Origin of the sequence: Bradyrhizobium sp. 1(2017) (assembly GCF_011602485.2) — a bacterium.
In the GTDB taxonomy this organism is placed as follows: domain Bacteria; phylum Pseudomonadota; class Alphaproteobacteria; order Rhizobiales; family Xanthobacteraceae; genus Bradyrhizobium.
In genome coordinates, this window is record NZ_CP050022.2 from 7166785 (window position 1) to 7185203 (window position 18419).

Genomic DNA, 18419 nt, shown 5'->3' on the forward strand with positions numbered 1-18419 from the left:
CACCATCAGGTCATGGGGCTTGTGAACAGGATGCCGGACGCTTCAGATTCTCCGTTCGGTGGCGTGCTGGATCCAATGGAGCGGATCTCGGAGACCCTGTTCGGCCTGATCATGGCACTTACCTTCATCTGCTCGCTCGGCATCGCGACGGGATCCAATATCAATCTTCAGACCATGCTGATCGGCGTGCTCGGCTGCAACCTTGCCTGGGGCATCGTCGACGGCGGTCTTTATCTGCTGGGCCGGATCAACAGCCGCGGCGGCAAGGTTCGAATTCTCCACGCGGTGCGGCAGGCGCCGGATTCCGAGACGGCGCGTCGCGTGATCGCCGACGCCCTGCCACCGGAATTGGCGGCGTTTCTGCCTGCGCAGCAATTGGAAGCAATGCGACAGAAGTTGCGGCAATTGCCCGTGCCGTCTCGCCGCGTCAGCTTGAGCAGGCGCGATTGGACCGGGGCTTTCGGCCTTTGCCTGCTAAGCTTCGTCTCGACCTTCCCGGTGGTCGTCCCGTTTATCTTCCTGAGCGACGCCAGAATGGCGCTACGCGCCTCCTACGCCGTTGCCATCGTGATGCTATTCTGCTGCGGTTACGTGTTCGGAATTCAAAGCGGGCTACGGCCTTGGGCGGCAGGTCTTGCGATGGTGGCCCTTGGTGGTGCGTTGGTTGGCGTCGCGGTGGTTCTCGGAGGATAGCGACAGTGAAGCCGTGGGACGCAACATTGGTTCGGCGGTTACGCGATGCCTCATGCGCTGCGCTGGCCGGGTTGTGGCTTGCACCCACGACCGGTGCTCTGGCGCAGGCCGGTCTCCCAAGTCCAGTCGGCGCGATCGGTCTTGGCAACCGCGGATGGTCGGCCGCCGATACCAACCGTGAACCCTCGACAACCGAGCTCGAATTCAGTGCCCGCGCGGGCGTTGCATCCGACTACATCTATCGCGGGACCACACTGTCCGATCATGGGCCGGCGGTCGGTGCGGCCTTCGAGGCGCGCTTCGGCGCGCTCTACGGTGGAATGACAGCGGCCACCGTCAAGCTGCCGACCCAGCCGGCGGGCGAGCTCACCTTCGCCGGCGGAATCCGTCCGAAGATCGCAAACACCGACTTCGATCTCGGCATCACTTATTTCGCCTATCCCGGCGAAAGGCTTCCTGGCGAGACCAACGGCATCAACTATTGGGAGGCGGTGATCCGCGGCGATCGTCACATCGGCGAGCAGATCCGCATCGCGGCCGGCTACGCCTATTCTCCGAACGTCTCGAACACCGGTGCGTGGAGCCAGTACGCTGCGGCCGGTATCGGTTATGATGTCCCCGGCCAGTTGCTGCTGCAAAACCTGGCCGTGTCCTTCACGGCTGCTGCCGGCTATTCCTGGTTCGGAAATCAGGCCGCGCAACTCGGTGGCTTCCCGTTGCCGGCCTATCTCAACTGGCAGGCGGGCGTGACCTTCACCCACAAGGCCTTCAATCTCGATCTGCGCTATTACGATACCAATCTGTCGAAGGAAAACTGCTTCGTCTTTACGGGTGATCCAAATGCGCGATCAGGCGGCCGCATGAATCCTATCACCAACCCCGAGGGCCTCGTCTCGAACTGGTGCGGCGCGACATTCGTTGCCAAGGCCTGGTTCGCGTTCAACTAGCTCTTGCCCGCGAGCGATCCAACACAACCGCAGAAGCTAGGTCGCCACCGACCCGTTCCCGGCCGTCTCCAGCCGGAATGCCGCCGCGAACAGCGCGCGCGTGTAATCCGTCTTCGGGTTCTTGAAGAGATCGGCGGCCTGGCCCTCCTCGACCACCTTGCCGCCGCGCATCACGATGAGATGGCTGGCGAGCGAGGCGACGACGCGCAGATCGTGCGAGATGAACATGTAGGTGAGATCGCGCTTGCGCTGGAGCTCGCGCAACAGATCGACCATCTGCGCCTGGAACAGCATGTCTAGCGCGCTGGTCGGCTCGTCCAGCACGACGAAATCCGGCTCCAGCACCGCAGCGCGCGCGATGCTGATGCGCTGGCGCTGGCCGCCGGAGAATTCATGCGGGTAACGGTACCGCGTCTCCGGCTTCAGTCCGACGTCCTCCAGCGCCTTGACGACGCGCGCCTCGCGCTCCTCGTGCGACAGGCCCGGCTGGTGCACGGAGAGCCCTTCGGCGATGATGTCGGCGACCGACATGCGCGGCGAGAGCGAGCCGAAGGGGTCCTGGAACACGATCTGCATGTCGCGCCGGAACGGCCGCATCTCCTTGAAGCGCAGACCCTGGATGTCCTTGCCGAGGAACACGATCCGCCCATTCGACGAAATCAATCGTATCAGCGCGAGGCCCAGCGTGGTCTTGCCCGAGCCGGACTCGCCGACGACGCCCAGAGTCTCGCCCTTGCGCACGGCGACGCTGACGCCATCGACCGCCTTGATGTGACCGACCGTCTTGCGCATCAAGCCGCGCTTGATCGGGAACCAGACCTTCAGATCATTGGCCGACATCACCACGGGCGCATCCGGCTGCGGCGGCGCAGGATCCGGCTTCGGCTCCGCCGCGAGCAGGTCGCGCGTATAGGGATGTTTCGGGGTCTTGAAGACCTGCTCGACCGGCCCCTGCTCGACGATCTCGCCGTTTTTCATGACGCAGACGGTGTCGGCGATGCGGCGCACGATGCCGAGATCGTGGGTGATGAAGAGCAGGCTCATGCCGAGCCGCGAACGGATCTCGGCGAGCAGCGCCAGGATCTGCGCCTGCACGGTGACGTCGAGCGCCGTGGTCGGCTCGTCCGCGATCAAGAGGTCCGGCTCGTTGGCGAGCGCCATCGCGATCATCACCCGCTGGCGCTGGCCGCCGGAGAGCTGGTGCGGATAGCTGTTCAGCCGCGTCTCGGGCTCGGGGATGCCGACCTGGGTCAAAAGCTCCAGCGTCCGCTTGCGCGCCTGCGCATTGCTGGTCGGATTGTGCAGCTGGATGATCTCGCCGATCTGCGCCTCGATCGTGTGCAGCGGATTGAGCGAGGTCATCGGCTCCTGGAAGATGATGGAGATGTCGCTGCCGCGAATCTCCCGCATCTGCTGCTCCGACCTATCGATCAGCTCCTGTCCCTTGAAGCGGATGCTTCCCGAGGGATGCGAGGCGTTCGGATAGGGTAACAGCTTCAGGATCGAGAGCGCGCTGACCGACTTGCCGGAGCCGGACTCGCCAACCAGCGCGACGCATTCGCCGCGCTTGATCTGGAACGAGACCTTGTCGACCGCGAGCGTGGTGCCGCCGCCCTGATGGAAGGCCACCGAGAGATCGCGCACGGCAAGCAGAGGCTGGTTGATCGCGTCCATCACGCCCTCACCTGAAAGTCTTGCGCGGATCGAAGGCGTCGCGCACGGCCTCGCCGATGAAGATCAGGAGCGACAGCATGATCGCGACCGAGAAGAAGCCGGAGAAGCCGAGCCAGGGTGCCTGCACATTGGATTTGGCCTGGGACAGCAATTCGCCCAGCGAAGGCGATCCCGGCGGCAGGCCGAAGCCCAGGAAATCGAGCGCCGTCAGCGTCATCACCGAGCTCGACAGGATGAAGGGCAGGAAAGTCATGGTCGCGACCATCGCATTCGGCAGCAGGTGGCGGAACATGATGACCTGATTGGAGACGCCGAGCGCGCGCGCCGCCTGAATGTATTCGAAATTGCGCCCGCGCAGGAACTCGGCCCGCACCAGACCGACCAGCGAGACCCAGGAGAACAGCAACAGGATGCCGAGCAGCACGAAGAAGCCGGGGACGAGCACCGAGGACAGGATCAGGAGAAGATAGAGCGAGGGGATGGCTGTCCAGATCTCGATGAAGCGCTGGAAGATGAGATCGACCCACCCGCCGAAATAGCCCTGCACCGCACCGGCCGCGATGCCGATGACGGACGAGACGATGGTGAGGCAGAGGCCGAACAGCACCGAGATGCGGAAGCCGTAGATCAGCCGCGCCACCACGTCACGGCCCTGATCATCGGTGCCGAGCCAGTTGTATTCGAGGTCGCGGCAGCTCTTCAGCCCCTTCTTCTCCACCACCGGCTTGCATTGCTTCTCGGTCAGCATCCAGGTCGGCGGCGACGGCGCCGGCGTCGGCAGATCGAGATTGTGGGTGTCGTAGGAATAGCGGATCAGCGGCCAGACGATGCTGCCGCCCTTGTCCTTGATCAGCTTCTGCAAGTACGGGTCGCGATAGTCGGCGGCCGTTTCGAAATCGCCGCCGAAGGTCGTCTCCGAATAGGTCACGAAGGCGGGCCAATAGAGATGGCCGTCGAACTTGATCAGGAAAGGCCGGTCGTTGGCGATCAGCTCGGCGAACAGCGAGACCACGAACAGGGCGATGAAGATCCAGAACGACCAGTAGCCGCGCCGGTTCGCCTTGAAGTTCTGCCAGCGCCGCTTGTTGAGCGGCGATGGGGCGAACGGCTTGCGCGTGATCGGCACGGCATCGCCGAGCGGCGACTTCGCCGTGGTCTCGATCGGCGTCGGCGCGGTCAACGTCATCAGACCTCCCGCGCCTCGAAATCGATCCGGGGGTCGATCCACATGTAAGTCAGGTCGGAGATCAGGTTGATCACGAGGCCGACCAGCGAGAAGATGTAGAGCGTGCCGAACACCACGGGATAGTCACGGTTGAGCACGCTCTCGAAGCTGAGCAGCCCCAGCCCGTCCAGCGAGAAGATGGTCTCGATCAGCAGCGAGCCCGAGAAGAAGGCGTGGATGAAAGTCCCGGGAAAGCCGGCGATCACGATCAGCATCGCATTACGGAAGACATGACCGTAAAGCACCCGGCCCTCGCTGCAGCCCTTGGCGCGTGCGGTCATGACGTATTGCTTGCGGATCTCGTCCAGGAACGAGTTCTTGGTCAGGAACGTCATGGTGGTGAACGCCCCCAACCCCATGGCGATCAGCGGCAGCGTCAGGTGCCAGAAATAATCGATGATCTTCCAGTACCAGGGAAACTGCGACCACCCGTCCGAGGTCAGCCCCCGCAGCGGGAACCAGTTGAAGAAGGAGCCGCCGGCGAACAGGATGATCAGAAGGATGGCGAACAGGAAGCCGGGAATGGCATAGCCGAGCACGAGAACCGTCGATGTCCAGGTGTCGAAGCGCGTGCCGTCCTTCACCGCCTTGCGGATGCCGAGCGGGATCGAGATCAGATAGGTGATGAGAGTCAGCCAGATCCCGAGCGAGATCGAGACCGGCAGCTTTTCCTTGATCAGCTGGATCACGCTGACGTCGCGGAAATAGCTCTTGCCGAAATCGAAGCGCGCGAAATTCCACACCATCAGGAGAAAGCGTTCCGGCGCCGGCTTGTCGAAGCCGAACTGCGCCTCCAGCTTCTTGATGAAATCAGGATCGAGCCCCTGCGCGCCGCGATATTTCGAGTTGACGGCATCGCCGCCGGCGCCAACCTGCCCCGGTGCGCGCTGCGCGAAATCGCCACCGCCCGAAATGCGCGACGAGCCGCCGGTGTCGGCGCCCGAAAGCTGCGCGATCACGCGCTCGACCGGGCCGCCCGGCGCAAATTGCACGACGACAAAGGACACGAAGAGGATCCCCAGCAGCGTCGGGATCATCAGGAGGAGGCGGCGGGCGATATAGGCACTCATGATTATTTCGCCTGCTCGAGCTTGGCGGCCTTGGCGGGTTCATGCCACCAGATGTCGGGCGCGCCGACGCCGTTGGCATAACGCGGCAGCTTCTGCGGACGACCGAACTGATCCCAATAAGCCAGCCGATGCGTCTTGTTGTACCATTGCGGCACCCAATAGCGGCCGGACCGGAACAGGCGATCGAACGCGCGGCAGGCGACGGTCAGCTCTTCGCGGCTGTCCGCCGCCATGATCTTTTCGATCATGGCGTCGATGGCCGGACTGGCAATGCCTGCGAGATTGTAGGAGCCCTTGGTCGCCGCAACCTGCGAAGAGAAGAACGAGCGCATGGCATCGCCGGGCGTCGCCGACATGCTGAAGCGCTGGATCGTCATGTCGAAGTCGAAGTCATCCTGGCGCGCCCGGTACTGCACGGCATCAACGAGGCGTATGTTGGCTTCGATGCCGAGCGTCGCGAGATTCTTGATGTAGGGCGCGTGATGCGGCTGGAACGACGGCTCGTCCAACAGGAACTCGATCCTGAACAGCTCGCCGTTCGGGAGCGTCCGCTTGCCGTCCTTGATCGGCACGCCGGCCTCGTTCAGCAGTTGCTGCGCCTTGCGCAACAGGCTGCGGTCCTGGCCCGATCCGTCCGTGACCGGCGGCGCGAACGGTGCGGTGAAAACGTCGTCGGGAACCTGGCCGCGAAACGGCTCCAGCAGCTTCAGCTCTTCCGGTGAAGGCGGCGCATCGCCTGCCATCAGGTCCGAGTTCTGGAACGGCGATACCGTACGGGCATAGGCACCGTACATGATGGACTTGTTGGTCCACTCGAAATCGAAGGCATTGATCAAGGCCTCACGCACGCGCGGGTCCTTGAACTTGTCGCGCCTCGTATTGATGAACCAGCCTTGCGCACCGGAAGGGGTATCGTCGGGCACCACTTCCATCTTGACGCGGCCGTCCTTGACGGCCGGGAAATCATAGCGCGTCGCCCAGATGCGCGAGGTGAATTCCTCCCGGTAGAGATAATTCTTGCCGGTGAACCCCTCGAAGGCGACGTCGCGGTCGCGATAGAACTCATAGCGCACGACATCGAAATTGTAGCTGCCGCGGCAAGCCGGCAGATCGGCGGCCCACCAGTCCTTGACCCGTTCGAACTCGATGTAGCGATTGACCTCGAACCTGCCGACCTTGTACGGGCCGGACCCGAGCGGAATTTCCAGCGTCGATTCGTCGAACGGCCGCGACGCGTAATACGCTTTCGAGAAGATCGGCAATCCGGCGACATAGAGCGGCACGTCGCGGGCGCGCCCCTTGGCAAAGGTGACGACGAGCGTCGCATCGTCGATCGCTTCCGCGCTCACAAAGTCGCGCATCTGCACGATGATCAGCGGGTGGCCCTTGGCTTTCAGCGTCGTCAGCGAGAATGCCGCGTCGTGCGCGGTGAGCTTGGTGCCGTCGTGAAATTTCGCCTCCGGCCGCATCGTGAAGCGATAGACCAGCCTGTCCGGCGATATCTGCACGGATTTGGCCGCAAGCCCGTACATCGCGTCGGGCTCGTCGCTGGCACGCACCATCAGCGGCGAAAACGTCATGTCCATGCCTTGCGCGCCGTCGCCCTTCAGGATGAAGGCGTTGAGCGAGTTGAAGGTCTGGTACGACTGGTTATGCGATTTGGTCGACGGGATCAGCGAGAACGTGCCGCCCTTCGGCGCAGCCGGATTGACGTAGTCGAAATGGCGAAAATCGGGAGGGTATTTGAGATCGCCGAACGCGGAGATGCCGTGGGCCTCGGCCCCCGCTTCCGATGCCCGCGCGCCGCGCAGCAGCGGCGCGCCAATGGACGTGCCGAGGACGGCGCCGACACCCAGGGCCAACACATGCCGGCGTGAAAGCTGCGCCATGCGCAAAGGCTCCCTCAAGAGCGTTTTCCGATGCGGGCGGCCTTCTCAGTGTCGTACCACCACAACGTCGGCAGGCCGGACCGCCCGTATTTCGGCATTGGCTCGGCGTGGCTGAAGCGATCCCATCGGGCGTAGCGCGCAAACGGATAGGTGAACTGAGGCACCACGTAGAAATTCCAGAGCAGAACGCGATCGAGCGCGCGGGTCGCAGCGACGAGACCGGCGCGATCCTTGGCGAAGATCACCTTTTCGATCAAGGCATCTACGGCCGGGTTCTTGATGCCGATAGTGTTGCGCGCCCCGGGCACGTCGGCGGTCTGGGAGCCCCAGTATTCGCGCTGCTCGTTGCCCGGCGAGAGCGACTGGCCCCATTGATCGATGATCATGTCGAAGTCGAAGCTGCGCAATCGGTTTTGGTACTGCGCATCATCAACCGTACGAACCGACGTATTGACGCCGATCCGCTCCAGCGAAGGCTTGTAGAACAGCGCGATCCGCTCGGATGAGGGATCCTGCACGAGGATTTCGACGGTGAGAACCTTGCCCGAGGCGTCCACCAGCTTGTGATCGCGCACCTCGAACCCGGCCTCTTTCAGCAGCTTGGCCGCTTCGCGCAGATTGGCGCGCACCGCCTCCGGACTGCCGCCGACCGGATTCTTGTAAGGCGTGGTGAAGACTTCCGGCGGCACCTTGTCCTTTACGGTTTCGAGGATCTGCAATTCCTCACCCTGGGGCAGACCGGTCGCGGCAAGATCCGTACCTTCGAAATAGCTGTTGATGCGCTTGTACTGACCGAAGAACAGCTGCTTGTTCATCTCCTCGAAATCGAAGGCATAGTTGAAAGCGCGCCGCACTCGCGCGTCCTTGAATTGGGGACGTCTGGTGTTGACCACGAAGGCCTGCATGCGGCCGGAATCGTTGATCGGAAACTCTTCCTTGATCACCCGCTTCTCCGCCACGGCGGGGAAGTCGTAGCCCGTCGCCCATTGCTTGGCGGAATTTTCCGCGATCCAGTCGGCCTGGTCGGCCTTGAAGGCTTCCAGCGCCACGGTGTTGTCGCGGAAGAACTCGTAGCGCAGCTCGTCGAAATTGTTGATGCCGATCTGACTGGGCAGATTGGCTCCCCAATGATCTTTCACCCGCTCGAGCTTGATCGACCGTCCCGCCACGAATTCCTTGATCCGGTACGGACCGGACCCGAGCGGCATCTCCAGTGTGGTCGAACTGATATCGCGCTTGCGGCCCTGCGCGTCGGTGCCTTCCCACCAATGCTTAGGCAGCACGGTCAATTCGCCGACGATGGTCGGCAATTCGCGGTTGCCCGGCCCGTCGAAGCTGAACTTGATGTCGCGTTCGCCGACCTTCTCCACTTTGGTCACGTGGCGATAGTAGGACGCGTACATCGGGCTCTGCTGCTTCAACGTCTCCAGCGAGAAGATCACGTCCTCGGGCGTCACCGGCTTGCCGTCATGCCAGCGGGCTTCCTTGCGCAAGCGATAGATCACCCAGGAAAAATCGTCCGGATGTTGTGCGGCCTCGGCAAGTTCGCCGTACTCGGTCGCCACCTCGTCCGAGGAGCGCGTCATCAGCGTTTCGTAGATCATCGCCGAGGCTGGAGCGAGGGAGCCTTTGATGCCGGCGACCGCGAGGTTGAAATTGTCGAAGGTGCCGATCGAGATCAGGCGGGCGACGCCGCCCTTGGGCGCATCCGGATTGACGTAATCGAAGCGCTTGAAGTCGGCGGGGTACTTGATGTCGCCGAACAGCGACAGCGCGTGCCGCCAGGGCAATTCATTCGCTGATTGGGCGCGCGCCGTGCCGATGAGGGAAACGCCGCTCACGGAACCGAGGGCGGGAAGCGCTGCAACCGCAGTGCCGGTGAGCAGGAGATCGCGTCGGGTAATGGCCAAATCAACATCCCTGTCTTGAAGGAGGTTACTCCTTTAAGTTCCCAATATAGGCGAGGTTTCGACCGAATATGTTGCTTTTTCCTCATGTTGAACGCCCAAGCGGCCTATCGGATGCGGCCAAACGCCCCGATAACGTCGCCGCGAGGTCCGGATAAGGAAACGGCCAGGCTTTCCAGCCTGGCCGCATATTCCAACACGGGATCTTGGGACCTTACTTCGACGCCGTCGGCAGCGGCTGGGGATGCTCCGACAGCGAATTCAGATAGGCAATGACATCGGCGCGCTCGGAATCCTTGGCGATACCGGCAAAGCCCATCGCGGTGCCCGGAATGAAGCCCTTCGGATTGGTGAGGAACTTGTTGAGGTCGTCGAAGGTCCAGTTGCCACCCTTCCCTTTCATGGCAGCGGAGAAGTTGAAGCCGCCATGGCCCTGGCCCTTGGGCTCGCCGACAACGCCGTAGAGGTTCGGACCGACGCGATTCGGGCCGCCCTTTTCGAAGGTGTGGCAGGCACCGCACTTCTTGGCGGCCGCCGAGCCCTTCTCGACGGAGGCGGTCTGGAGCAGCTTTTCGATCGGCTCGGACGGTGCGGCGGCTGCGCCGCCTTCCTTGCCGGCATCTTGCTTCACCGCGATCTCGAAGCCGGGCTTTTCCGGCATCTTGGGCGAGAACAGCGCCTGGGCGGTAAAGCTGGTCACCAGAAGGAAGAGACAGGTACCAAGCACGGCACCCATGATTTTATTGAGTTCGAAAGAGTCCATTTCCGGCCAGGCCCCACCGCAAGAAGGAAACAGCGGCCGATGCGGCCGCCAGGACGAGCCTCGGGAGAATCAATACATTCCTTATTGTTTCCCCGAGTTTTGCCATTGAGATATCGGTTTGCCCGGGGTCTGGCAACCCGTATAAGCGAGCCCGCTTTCAGCCCGTCCCCACTCCATTTCTCGGCGCGGAAAACGCTCCGTTTCCAGGCCCTTGACCCAATGATCGACCCCCGCATCCTGGTGCTGATCCCGGCCCGCATGGCCGCCACCCGCCTGCCCGGCAAGCCGCTCGCCGATATCGCGGGCCTGCCGATGATCGTGCATGTGCTGCGCCGCGCGGAGGCCGCTGCGATCGGCCGGGTCGCGGTCGCAACCGACACGCCGGAGATCGCCTCCGTGGTGACCGCCCATGGCGGCGAGGCCGTGATGACCCGCACGGACCACCCCTCGGGCTCGGACCGCATCCACGAGGCCATGCAGAAGCTCGACCCGGACGCCAAGGCCGAGATCGTGGTCAATCTCCAGGGGGACTTCCCGACCATCACGATCGACAACATCCGCGAGGTGCTGCCGCCGCTGCAAGACCCGGCGGTGGACATCGCGACACTGGCCTCGCAGATCCACACCGAGGAAGAGGATCTCGCGCCGAGCGTGGTGAAGGCGATCGGGACCTCGCTTGGCGGCAAGCGGATGCGCGCACTTTATTTCACCCGCGCGACCGCCCCGACCGGCGACGGACCGCGTTATCACCATATCGGCCTCTACGCCTATCGCCGCGCCGCGCTGGAGCGCTACGTCTCGCTACCGCCGTCTCCCCTGGAATTGCAGGAAAAGCTCGAGCAGCTCCGGGCGCTAGAGGCCGGAATGCGCATCGACTTCACCATCGTCGATACCGTGCCCCGCGGGGTCGATACGCCGGCGGACCTGGAGACTGCGCGCAGCATCCTTTCCAAATCCTGAGCCGCTGCTACAAGGCCGATCATGAGCAAGATGAAAATCGCATTCCAGGGCGAGCCTGGAGCCAATTCCCACATCGCCATCGCCGAGGCCTATCCCGACGCCGAGCCGATGCCCTGCGCCACCTTCGAGGACGCGCTGTCGGCGATCTCGTCGGGCGAGGCCGATCTCGGCATGATCCCGATCGAAAATTCGGTCGCGGGCCGCGTCGCCGACATCCATCATCTGCTGCCGGCCTCCGGCCTCTTCATCATCGGCGAATGGTTCCTGCCGGTCCGTCACCAGTTGATGGCGGTGAGGGGCACCAGGCTCGACGACATCAAGAGCGTGGAGAGCCATGTGCATGCGCTCGGCCAGTGTCGGCGCATCATCCGCAAGCTCGGCATCAAGCCGATCGTGCACGCCGATACCGCCGGCAGCGCCCGCGACATTTCCGAGCGCAAGGACAAGACGGTCGCGGCGATTGCCTCGCGCCTCGCCGCGAAGATCTACGGCCTCGACATCCTCGCCGAGGACATCGAGGACGAGGCGCATAACACCACGCGCTTCGTGGTGCTGGCGCGCGAGCCGAAATGGGCGGCCCAAGGCTCGGGTCCGCTGGTCACGACCTTCGTCTTCCGGGTGCGGAATTTGCCGGCCGCGCTCTACAAGGCGCTCGGCGGCTTTGCCACCAACGGCGTCAACATGACCAAGCTCGAAAGCTACATGGTCGACGGCAATTTCTTCGCCACGCAGTTTTATGCCGACGTCGACGGCCACCCCGACGACAAGGGCCTCGCCTTCGCAATTGAGGAGCTGAAGTTCTTCTCGCGCGAATTCCGCATCGTCGGCGTCTATCCGGGACATCCGTTCCGCGCGACGTTCAGCGAGACGCAGGATTGATTGCGTGTCCCGGACGCGCGAAGCGCGAGCCGGGGCACGATAAACCTAACGCTAGACTGCGCTTTTCACGGCTCCAAACGCCTCCGCCAGCAGCGCATACGACTTCTTCCGCGCCTCGTGGTCGTACACCGCGGTGATCACCATCAGCTCGTCTGGCTTGCTCGCGTCCATCAGCGGCTGAAGCTTCTTCTGCACGGTTGCGGGACTGCCGACGAACAGGCGCGAGCGGTTGCGCAGGATCGAGATGCGCTCGGCATCCGTGTAGGGATAGGCCTGCGCCTCCTCGACGCTTGGCAGCGGCAGATATTGACCGCGGTCGCGGCGAAGACGGTTGAGGTCGAAGGAACTGGCGAGCCGTTCGGCCTCCTCGTCGGTGTCGGCCGCGATGGCCGCGACCGCGAGGATCGCATGCGGGGCCGGGCGCCAGGCCGAGGGCTGGAAGCGGTTGCGGTAATGCACCATCGCATCGATCGCGTCATGGGAGGCGAAATGATGGGCGAAGGCGAAGCCCATGCCAACCTGCGCGGCGAGCTCCGAGGAATAATCGCTGGAGCCGAGCAGCCAGATCGGCGGCAGCCTGGTATCGTCGGGCATCGCGACGACGTTGTGATAAGGGTGGCCCGAGGGGAATTCGCGGGTCTCCCATAGAATCAGTTCGTGCAGCCGCTCCAGGAAATCGTCTCCCTCGCGGCGATCGAGCCGGCTGCGCAGCGCGTAGGCGGTGGCGCCGTCGGTGCCGGGGGCGCGGCCGAGGCCCAAGTCGATGCGACCGGGAAACAGCGCCTCCAGCATCTTGAAGCGCTCGGCGACGACCAGCGGGGCATGGTTGGGCAGCATCACGCCGCCGGAGCCGACGCGGATGTGCTTCGTCACCGCCGCGATCTGCCCAATCATCACGTCGGGCGCGGGGCTCGCGACGGAGGCGAGGTTGTGGTGCTCGGCGAGCCAGTAGCGGACATAGCCGAGCCCATCGACGTGGCGCGCCAGATCAATGCTGTTGCGCAATGCCGCGGCGGGCCTGGTGCCGGTGGTGACGACCGAGAGGTCGAGGACTGAGAGCGGGATCATGGCGCGTTAACGTAATGGAGAGCGGCGCGGCGGCAATGGTCAGGCTGCGCAGGCCTGACGTGTACGGACGGGCGAGCAGCAAGAGGCTCCGATTGGGACAACTCACGTGACCAAATAGGATAGACCTCTCTGCCCACCACGACGGCACGGACCTAATCCAGCTCAATCTGCCAAAATAATTATATATTTCAGTAAATTGCGGCCTTCCATCTAGTTCCCACCTTCCAGTCAATCACTATCCAAATTCACTCACACGAGACCGTAGTGGGCAATTTCCCATCTCCGATGGGCTGTCGGCTAAACCGCCTTTGCCGTATCCTTGCGCTCTCCCAAGGTAGAACTCGACCGCCGCCTGACATTGGAGTGCGTGGTGCCATGACTGACGTGACGACGCCTGTGACAGCCAACGGGCAGGACGGACACCTGAGGCGGCCCGCGATCTCCTTCGAGTTCTTTCCCCCCAAGACGGAAGATATGGAGCGCAATCTCTGGGAGACAATCAACCGGCTCGCCCCGCTCGACCCGAAATTCGTCTCGGTGACCTACGGCGCCGGCGGCTCGACCCGCGAGCGCACACATTCGACCATCGCCCGCATCCTCAAGGAGACCGCGCTGCTGCCGGCGGCGCATCTGACTTGTGTCGGCGCCTCGCGCGGCGAAATCGACGAGATCGTGGACCGCTACCACGAGGTCGGCGTCCGCCACATCGTGGGCCTGCGCGGCGATCCTGCCGGCGGCATCGGCACGCCCTATTCCAGCCATCCCGATGGCTACCAGAGCTCGGCCGACCTCGTCGCGGGAATCAAGAAGCGGCACGGCGATATCGAGGTGAGCGTGTCGGCCTATCCCGAAAAGCACCCCGAGGCACGCGACTTCGACGCCGATATCGACACGCTGAAGGCCAAGGTCGATGCTGGTGCGACGCGCGCGATCACGCAGGTGTTCTTCGATAACGATCTCTACTTCCGCTATCTCGACCGCGTTCGCGCCCGCGGCATCGACATCCCGATCGTGCCGGGCATCATGCCCATGCACAATTTCAAGCAGGCTCGCAATTTCGTCACCCGCGCCGGCACCACCGTGCCGGACTGGTTCGCCGCGAAGTTCGAAGGCCTCGATGACGACGCCGAGACCCGCAAGCTGGTGGCCGCGACGGTTGCGGCCGGCCAGGTGCAGAAGCTGGCCAAGAACGGCGTCGACACCTTCCATTTCTACACCATGAACCGCGCCGATCTCGTGTTCGCGATCAGCCATTTGCTCGGCATTCGCGTCAAGAGCGCGCAGAAGGCGGCTTGAGACAACATGACCGTGCCCACCTCTCCCAAGCGAACTGCCCTGCTGAATGCCGCGCGCGAGCGTATTCTCGTGCTCGACGGCGCCATGGGCACGATGATCCAGAACCTCCAGCTCGACGAAGCCGCCTTCCGCGGCGAGCGCTTCAAGACTTTCCATCGCGACCTGCGCGGCAACAACGATCTGTTGATTCTGACCCAGCCGCAGGCGATCGAGGACATCCACGCGGCGTATTTGCGCGCCGGCGCCGACATCGTCGCGACCAACACATTCTCGACCACGTCGATCGCACAGGCCGATTACGACCTCACCGACATCGTCTACGAGATGGCGCGCGAAGGCGCCCGCCTCGCCGGCAATGCCGCACGTCGCGTCGAGGCCGAAGACGGCAAGCCGCGCTTCGTCGCCGGCGCCATCGGCCCCACCAACCGCACCGCCTCGATCTCGCCCGACGTCTCCAATCCCGGCTACCGCGCCGTCACCTTCGACGATCTCTGCAAATCCTACGGCGAGCAGATCAACGGCATGCTCGACGGCGGCGTCGATCTGCTGCTGGTCGAGACCATCTTCGACACGCTGAACGCCAAGGCAGCGCTCTATGCGATCGCAGAGATCACCGAACAGCGCGGCATCGACGTGCCCGTGATGGTCTCGGGCACCATCACCGACAAATCCGGCCGCCTGCTCTCGGGCCAGATGCCGGAAGCGTTCTGGAATTCGGTACGGCACGCAAAGCCCGTCACCATCGGCTTCAACTGCGCGCTCGGCGCCGAAGACCTGCGCGCGCACATCGCCGATATCGGCCGCGTCGCCGACACGCTGGTCTGCGCCTATCCCAACGCCGGCCTGCCCAACGAGTTCGGCCAGTATGACGAGAGCCCGGACTACATGGCGCGCCTGATCGGCGAGTTCGCGCGCGACGGGCTCGTCAACATCGTCGGCGGCTGCTGCGGCACCACGCCGGACCACATCGCGGCGATCGCCGCCGCGGTCGCCCCGCACAAGCCGCGCATCGTGCCGGAGATCGAACCGCGCCTGCGGCTCTCCGGCCTTGAGCCGTTCGTACTGACGGATGCCATTCCCTTCGTCAATGTCGGCGAACGCACCAACGTCACGGGCTCCGCGAAATTCCGCAAGCTGATCACCAACGGTGATTACACGGCCGCACTGCAGGTCGCGCGCGACCAGGTCGAGAACGGCGCGCAGATCATCGACGTCAACATGGACGAAGGTCTGCTCGATTCCGAAGCGGCGATGGTGACCTTCCTCAACCTCGTCGCCGCCGAGCCCGACATCGCGCGCGTGCCGGTGATGGTGGACTCCTCGAAATTCTCGGTGATCGAAGCCGGCCTGAAATGCGTGCAGGGCAAGCCGGTGGTGAATTCGATCTCGATGAAGGAAGGCGAGGAGAAGTTCATTCACGAGGCGACGATCGCCCGCCGTCACGGCGCGGCCGTCGTCGTCATGGCGTTCGACGAGGTCGGCCAGGCCGACACGTTCGCGCGCAAGACCGAGATCTGCAAGCGCGCCTACGACATCCTGGTGAACAAGGTCGGCTTCCCGCCCGAGGACATCATCTTCGATCCGAACATCTTTGCGATCGCGACCGGTATCGAGGAGCACAACAATTACGGCGTCGACTTCATCGAGGCGACGCGCTGGATCCGTCAAAACTTAGCCGGCGCGCATATCTCGGGCGGCGTCTCCAATCTGTCGTTCTCGTTCCGCGGCAACGAGCCGGTGCGCGAGGCCATGCACTCGGTGTTCCTGTATCACGCCATCAAGGCCGGCATGGACATGGGCATCGTCAATGCCGGACAGATGATCGTCTATGACGACATCGACCCCGAGCTGCGCCAGACCTGCGAGGACGTCGTCCTCAACCGCGATCCGGGCGCATCCGAGCGCCTCTTGGCACTGGCGGAGAAATTCCGCGGCAAGAAGACGGAGAGCAAGGAAGCCGATCTCGCCTGGCGCGAATGGCCGGTGGAGAAGCGGCTGTCGCATTCGCTGGTGCATGGGATCACCGAATTCATCGAGCAGGACACCGAAGAGGCCCGCAAGAGCTCTTCGCGCCCGCTCGACGTGATCGAGGGCCCGCTGATGGCCGGCATGAACGTGGTCGGCGATCTCTTCGGCGACGGCAAGATGTTCCTGCCGCAGGTCGTGAAGTCCGCCCGCGTGATGAAGCAGGCGGTCGCCTGGCTGATGCCCTTCATGGAGGAAGAGAAGGCGCGCAACCTCGCCAATGGCATCGGCACCGAGGGCTCCTCGTCCGCCGGCAAGATCGTGCTGGCGACGGTGAAGGGTGACGTCCACGACATCGGCAAGAACATCGTCGGCATCGTGCTCCAGTGCAACAATTTCGAGGTCATCGACCTTGGCGTGATGGTGCCTGCGGCCAAGATCGTCGAAACCGTAAAGGCGGAGAAGGCCGACATCGTCGGCCTCTCCGGCCTGATCACGCCATCGCTCGACGAGATGGCGTTCTTCGCCGGCGAATTGCAGCGCGAGGGCCTCAAGCTGCCGCTGCTGATCGGCGGCGCCACGACCAGCCGCGTGCACACCGCCGTCAAGATCGACCCGAGCTATCGCGCCGGTCCTGTCGTGCACGTCAACGACGCCAGCCGCGCCGTCGGCGTCGCCTCCTCGCTGCTCTCGCCGGAGAAGCGCGAGGTCTATGCCGCCGAGGTGCGCGCCGAATACGCAAAAATCTCGGAGGCACATCTGCGCGCTCAGGCCGACAAGAAGCGGCTGAAGCTGGCCGACGCCCGCGCCAACCGCGTGCCGGTCGATTTTGCCGCGAACAAGCCGGTGAAGCCGACCTTCCTCGGCATCCGCAGCTTCGATGAATATGATCTCGCCGAGCTCGTGCCCTATATCGACTGGACGCCGTTCTTCCAGACCTGGGAGCTCGCGGGCCGCTTCCCCGCCATCCTCGATGACGCCAAGGTCGGCGAGGTCGCGCGCTCGCTCTATGACGACGCGCGCAAGATGCTGGACACCATCGTCAGGGAGAAATGGTTCCGGGCGCGCGCGACGGTCGGCTTCTGGCCGGCCAATGCGCAAGGCGACGACATCGTGCTCTATGCCGACGAGAGCCGGACCAAGAGCATCGCGACGCTGCACACGTTGCGCCAGCAGCTCGAGAAGCGCGAAGGCCGTTTCAACGCGGCGCTCGCCGACTTCGTCGCGCCAGCCGGCACGGGCGTGCCCGACTATGTCGGCGGCTTCGTCGTCACCGCCGGGATCGGCGAGGACGCGGTCGCCGACCGGTTCAAGATGGCGAACGACGATTACTCCTCGATCCTGTGCAAAGCGCTGGCCGACCGCCTCGCCGAGGCTTTTGCCGAGCGCATGCACGCCCGCGTGCGCCGCGAGTTCTGGGCCTATGCACCGGACGAGGCGCTCTCCAGCGCGGAGCTGATCCTGGAGAAGTATCAGGGCATCCGCCCCGCGCCGGGCTATCCCGCGCAGCCCGACCACACCGAGAAGGCGACGCTGTTCGAGCTGCTCGACGCCGAGGCGACCGCCGGCGTGAAGCTGACCGAGAGCTTTGCGATGTGGCCCGGCTCCTCCGTATCAGGGCTCTATTTCGCGAACCCCGAGAGCTATTATTTCGGCGTCGGCAAGATCGAGCGCGACCAGGTCGAGGACTATGCCGCGCGCAAGGGCATGACCGTCGCTGAGACCGAGCGCTGGCTCGCGCCGGTGCTGAACTACATCCCGTCGCAACAGGACAAGACCTTCGCGGCGACGCCGGCGAACGACGAGGCCTCCAACGACCTCGCCTCGCATCCGCCGGGCTGCACCTGCGCGGTGCATCTGGTCTGGCAGAAGAAGCGCGCGGGCGCGGGGTAGCTCAGTGTCGTCCCGGCCTGGCGCGCAATTGCGCAAGGGGGGCCGGGACTTCTCCTAAACGAAAAATGAAAAAACGACCCCATGCACAGTAGCGATGGGGTTGAAGGGATTGATAAATTTCGGTCTTACCGAAAACGGCTTGCGCCGTCGGGCAAAACACCTGTACTATTCCATCATCGGCTGCTGCGCC

General features: G+C 63.7%; 13 protein-coding genes. 6 read left to right on the forward strand and 7 right to left on the reverse strand.

Translation table 11 applies throughout. The features are described 5' to 3' along the window. The first annotated feature begins 12 nt into the window (after nucleotides 1-12). Entirely contained in the window at nucleotides 13-693 is a 681-nt protein-coding gene (locus tag HAP40_RS34020; protein ID WP_166813056.1) for a VIT1/CCC1 transporter family protein, read from the forward strand. 5 nt (nucleotides 694-698) lie between these two features. Beyond that, nucleotides 699-1640: a TorF family putative porin gene (locus HAP40_RS34025; RefSeq protein ID WP_166813054.1), complete on the forward strand. Its 942-nt coding sequence runs from the start codon at nucleotides 699-701 to the stop codon at nucleotides 1638-1640. Between the two features lie 36 nt (nucleotides 1641-1676). Here the strand turns inward: HAP40_RS34025 and HAP40_RS34030 are convergent, their stop codons facing one another. The 6 genes from HAP40_RS34030 to HAP40_RS34055 all read right to left on the reverse strand — a co-directional run bounded on the left by HAP40_RS34030 (nucleotide 1677) and on the right by HAP40_RS34055 (nucleotide 10168). After that, on the reverse strand, nucleotides 1677-3314 hold the full coding sequence (locus HAP40_RS34030; protein ID WP_166813052.1) for an ABC transporter ATP-binding protein: 1638 nt from the start codon (nucleotides 3312-3314) through the stop codon (nucleotides 1677-1679). A gap of 7 nt (nucleotides 3315-3321) precedes the next feature. After that, the gene (locus tag HAP40_RS34035) at nucleotides 3322-4500 is read right to left on the reverse strand and encodes an ABC transporter permease (RefSeq protein WP_166813050.1); all 1179 of its coding nucleotides are present in this window, start codon (nucleotides 4498-4500) and stop codon (nucleotides 3322-3324) included. After that, nucleotides 4500-5609, reverse strand: coding sequence for a microcin C ABC transporter permease YejB (locus HAP40_RS34040; RefSeq protein ID WP_166813048.1), 1110 nt, complete (start codon nucleotides 5607-5609; stop codon nucleotides 4500-4502). Before HAP40_RS34040 ends, HAP40_RS34035 begins: the two co-directional genes overlap by 1 nt. 2 nt (nucleotides 5610-5611) lie before the next feature. After that, entirely contained in the window at nucleotides 5612-7498 is a 1887-nt protein-coding gene (locus HAP40_RS34045) for an extracellular solute-binding protein (RefSeq protein WP_166813046.1), read from the reverse strand. A 14-nt stretch (nucleotides 7499-7512) separates the two neighbouring features. Then, nucleotides 7513-9408 (reverse strand): extracellular solute-binding protein, encoded by a 1896-nt coding sequence (locus HAP40_RS34050; protein WP_166813044.1) that lies wholly within the window; start codon nucleotides 9406-9408, stop codon nucleotides 7513-7515. Between the two features lie 211 nt (nucleotides 9409-9619). Beyond that, the gene (locus HAP40_RS34055; RefSeq protein WP_166813042.1) at nucleotides 9620-10168 is read right to left on the reverse strand and encodes a c-type cytochrome; all 549 of its coding nucleotides are present in this window, start codon (nucleotides 10166-10168) and stop codon (nucleotides 9620-9622) included. A 219-nt stretch (nucleotides 10169-10387) separates the two neighbouring features. Here HAP40_RS34055 and HAP40_RS34060 point away from each other — a divergent pair, with 219 nt between their 5' ends. Continuing rightward, nucleotides 10388-11128 (forward strand): 3-deoxy-manno-octulosonate cytidylyltransferase, encoded by a 741-nt coding sequence (locus HAP40_RS34060; protein WP_166813040.1) that lies wholly within the window; start codon nucleotides 10388-10390, stop codon nucleotides 11126-11128. A 21-nt stretch (nucleotides 11129-11149) separates the two neighbouring features. Continuing rightward, nucleotides 11150-12007 (forward strand): prephenate dehydratase, encoded by an 858-nt coding sequence (locus HAP40_RS34065; protein WP_166813038.1) that lies wholly within the window; start codon nucleotides 11150-11152, stop codon nucleotides 12005-12007. Nucleotides 12008-12058: 51 nt separating this feature from the next. Here the strand turns inward: HAP40_RS34065 and HAP40_RS34070 are convergent, their stop codons facing one another. Beyond that, nucleotides 12059-13075, reverse strand: coding sequence for an LLM class flavin-dependent oxidoreductase (locus tag HAP40_RS34070; protein ID WP_166813036.1), 1017 nt, complete (start codon nucleotides 13073-13075; stop codon nucleotides 12059-12061). A gap of 375 nt (nucleotides 13076-13450) precedes the next feature. Here HAP40_RS34070 and metF point away from each other — a divergent pair, with 375 nt between their 5' ends. Both metF and metH read left to right on the forward strand, forming a co-directional pair. Beyond that, nucleotides 13451-14371 (forward strand): methylenetetrahydrofolate reductase [NAD(P)H], encoded by a 921-nt coding sequence (metF, locus tag HAP40_RS34075; protein WP_166813034.1) that lies wholly within the window; start codon nucleotides 13451-13453, stop codon nucleotides 14369-14371. Between the two features lie 6 nt (nucleotides 14372-14377). Then, on the forward strand, nucleotides 14378-18229 hold the full coding sequence (gene metH / locus HAP40_RS34080) for a methionine synthase (protein ID WP_166813032.1): 3852 nt from the start codon (nucleotides 14378-14380) through the stop codon (nucleotides 18227-18229). Nucleotides 18230-18419: the final 190 nt, after the last annotated feature.

Excerpts from the sequence above, each read along its gene's own strand:
- HAP40_RS34020 (WP_166813056.1), top strand. The coding sequence starts at position 13 with ATGGGGCTTGTGAACAGGATGCCGGACGCTTCAGATTCTCCGTTCGGT.
- HAP40_RS34030 (WP_166813052.1), bottom strand. The coding sequence starts at position 3,314 with ATGGACGCGATCAACCAGCCTCTGCTTGCCGTGCGCGATCTCTCGGTG.
- HAP40_RS34035 (WP_166813050.1), bottom strand. The coding sequence starts at position 4,500 with ATGACGTTGACCGCGCCGACGCCGATCGAGACCACGGCGAAGTCGCCG.
- HAP40_RS34040 (WP_166813048.1), bottom strand. The coding sequence starts at position 5,609 with ATGAGTGCCTATATCGCCCGCCGCCTCCTCCTGATGATCCCGACGCTG.
- HAP40_RS34045 (WP_166813046.1), bottom strand. The coding sequence starts at position 7,498 with ATGGCGCAGCTTTCACGCCGGCATGTGTTGGCCCTGGGTGTCGGCGCC.
- HAP40_RS34055 (WP_166813042.1), bottom strand. The coding sequence starts at position 10,168 with ATGGACTCTTTCGAACTCAATAAAATCATGGGTGCCGTGCTTGGTACC.
- HAP40_RS34060 (WP_166813040.1), top strand. The coding sequence starts at position 10,388 with ATGATCGACCCCCGCATCCTGGTGCTGATCCCGGCCCGCATGGCCGCC.
- HAP40_RS34065 (WP_166813038.1), top strand. The coding sequence starts at position 11,150 with ATGAGCAAGATGAAAATCGCATTCCAGGGCGAGCCTGGAGCCAATTCC.
- HAP40_RS34070 (WP_166813036.1), bottom strand. The coding sequence starts at position 13,075 with ATGATCCCGCTCTCAGTCCTCGACCTCTCGGTCGTCACCACCGGCACC.
- metF (WP_166813034.1), top strand. The coding sequence starts at position 13,451 with ATGACTGACGTGACGACGCCTGTGACAGCCAACGGGCAGGACGGACAC.
- metH (WP_166813032.1), top strand. The coding sequence starts at position 14,378 with ATGACCGTGCCCACCTCTCCCAAGCGAACTGCCCTGCTGAATGCCGCG.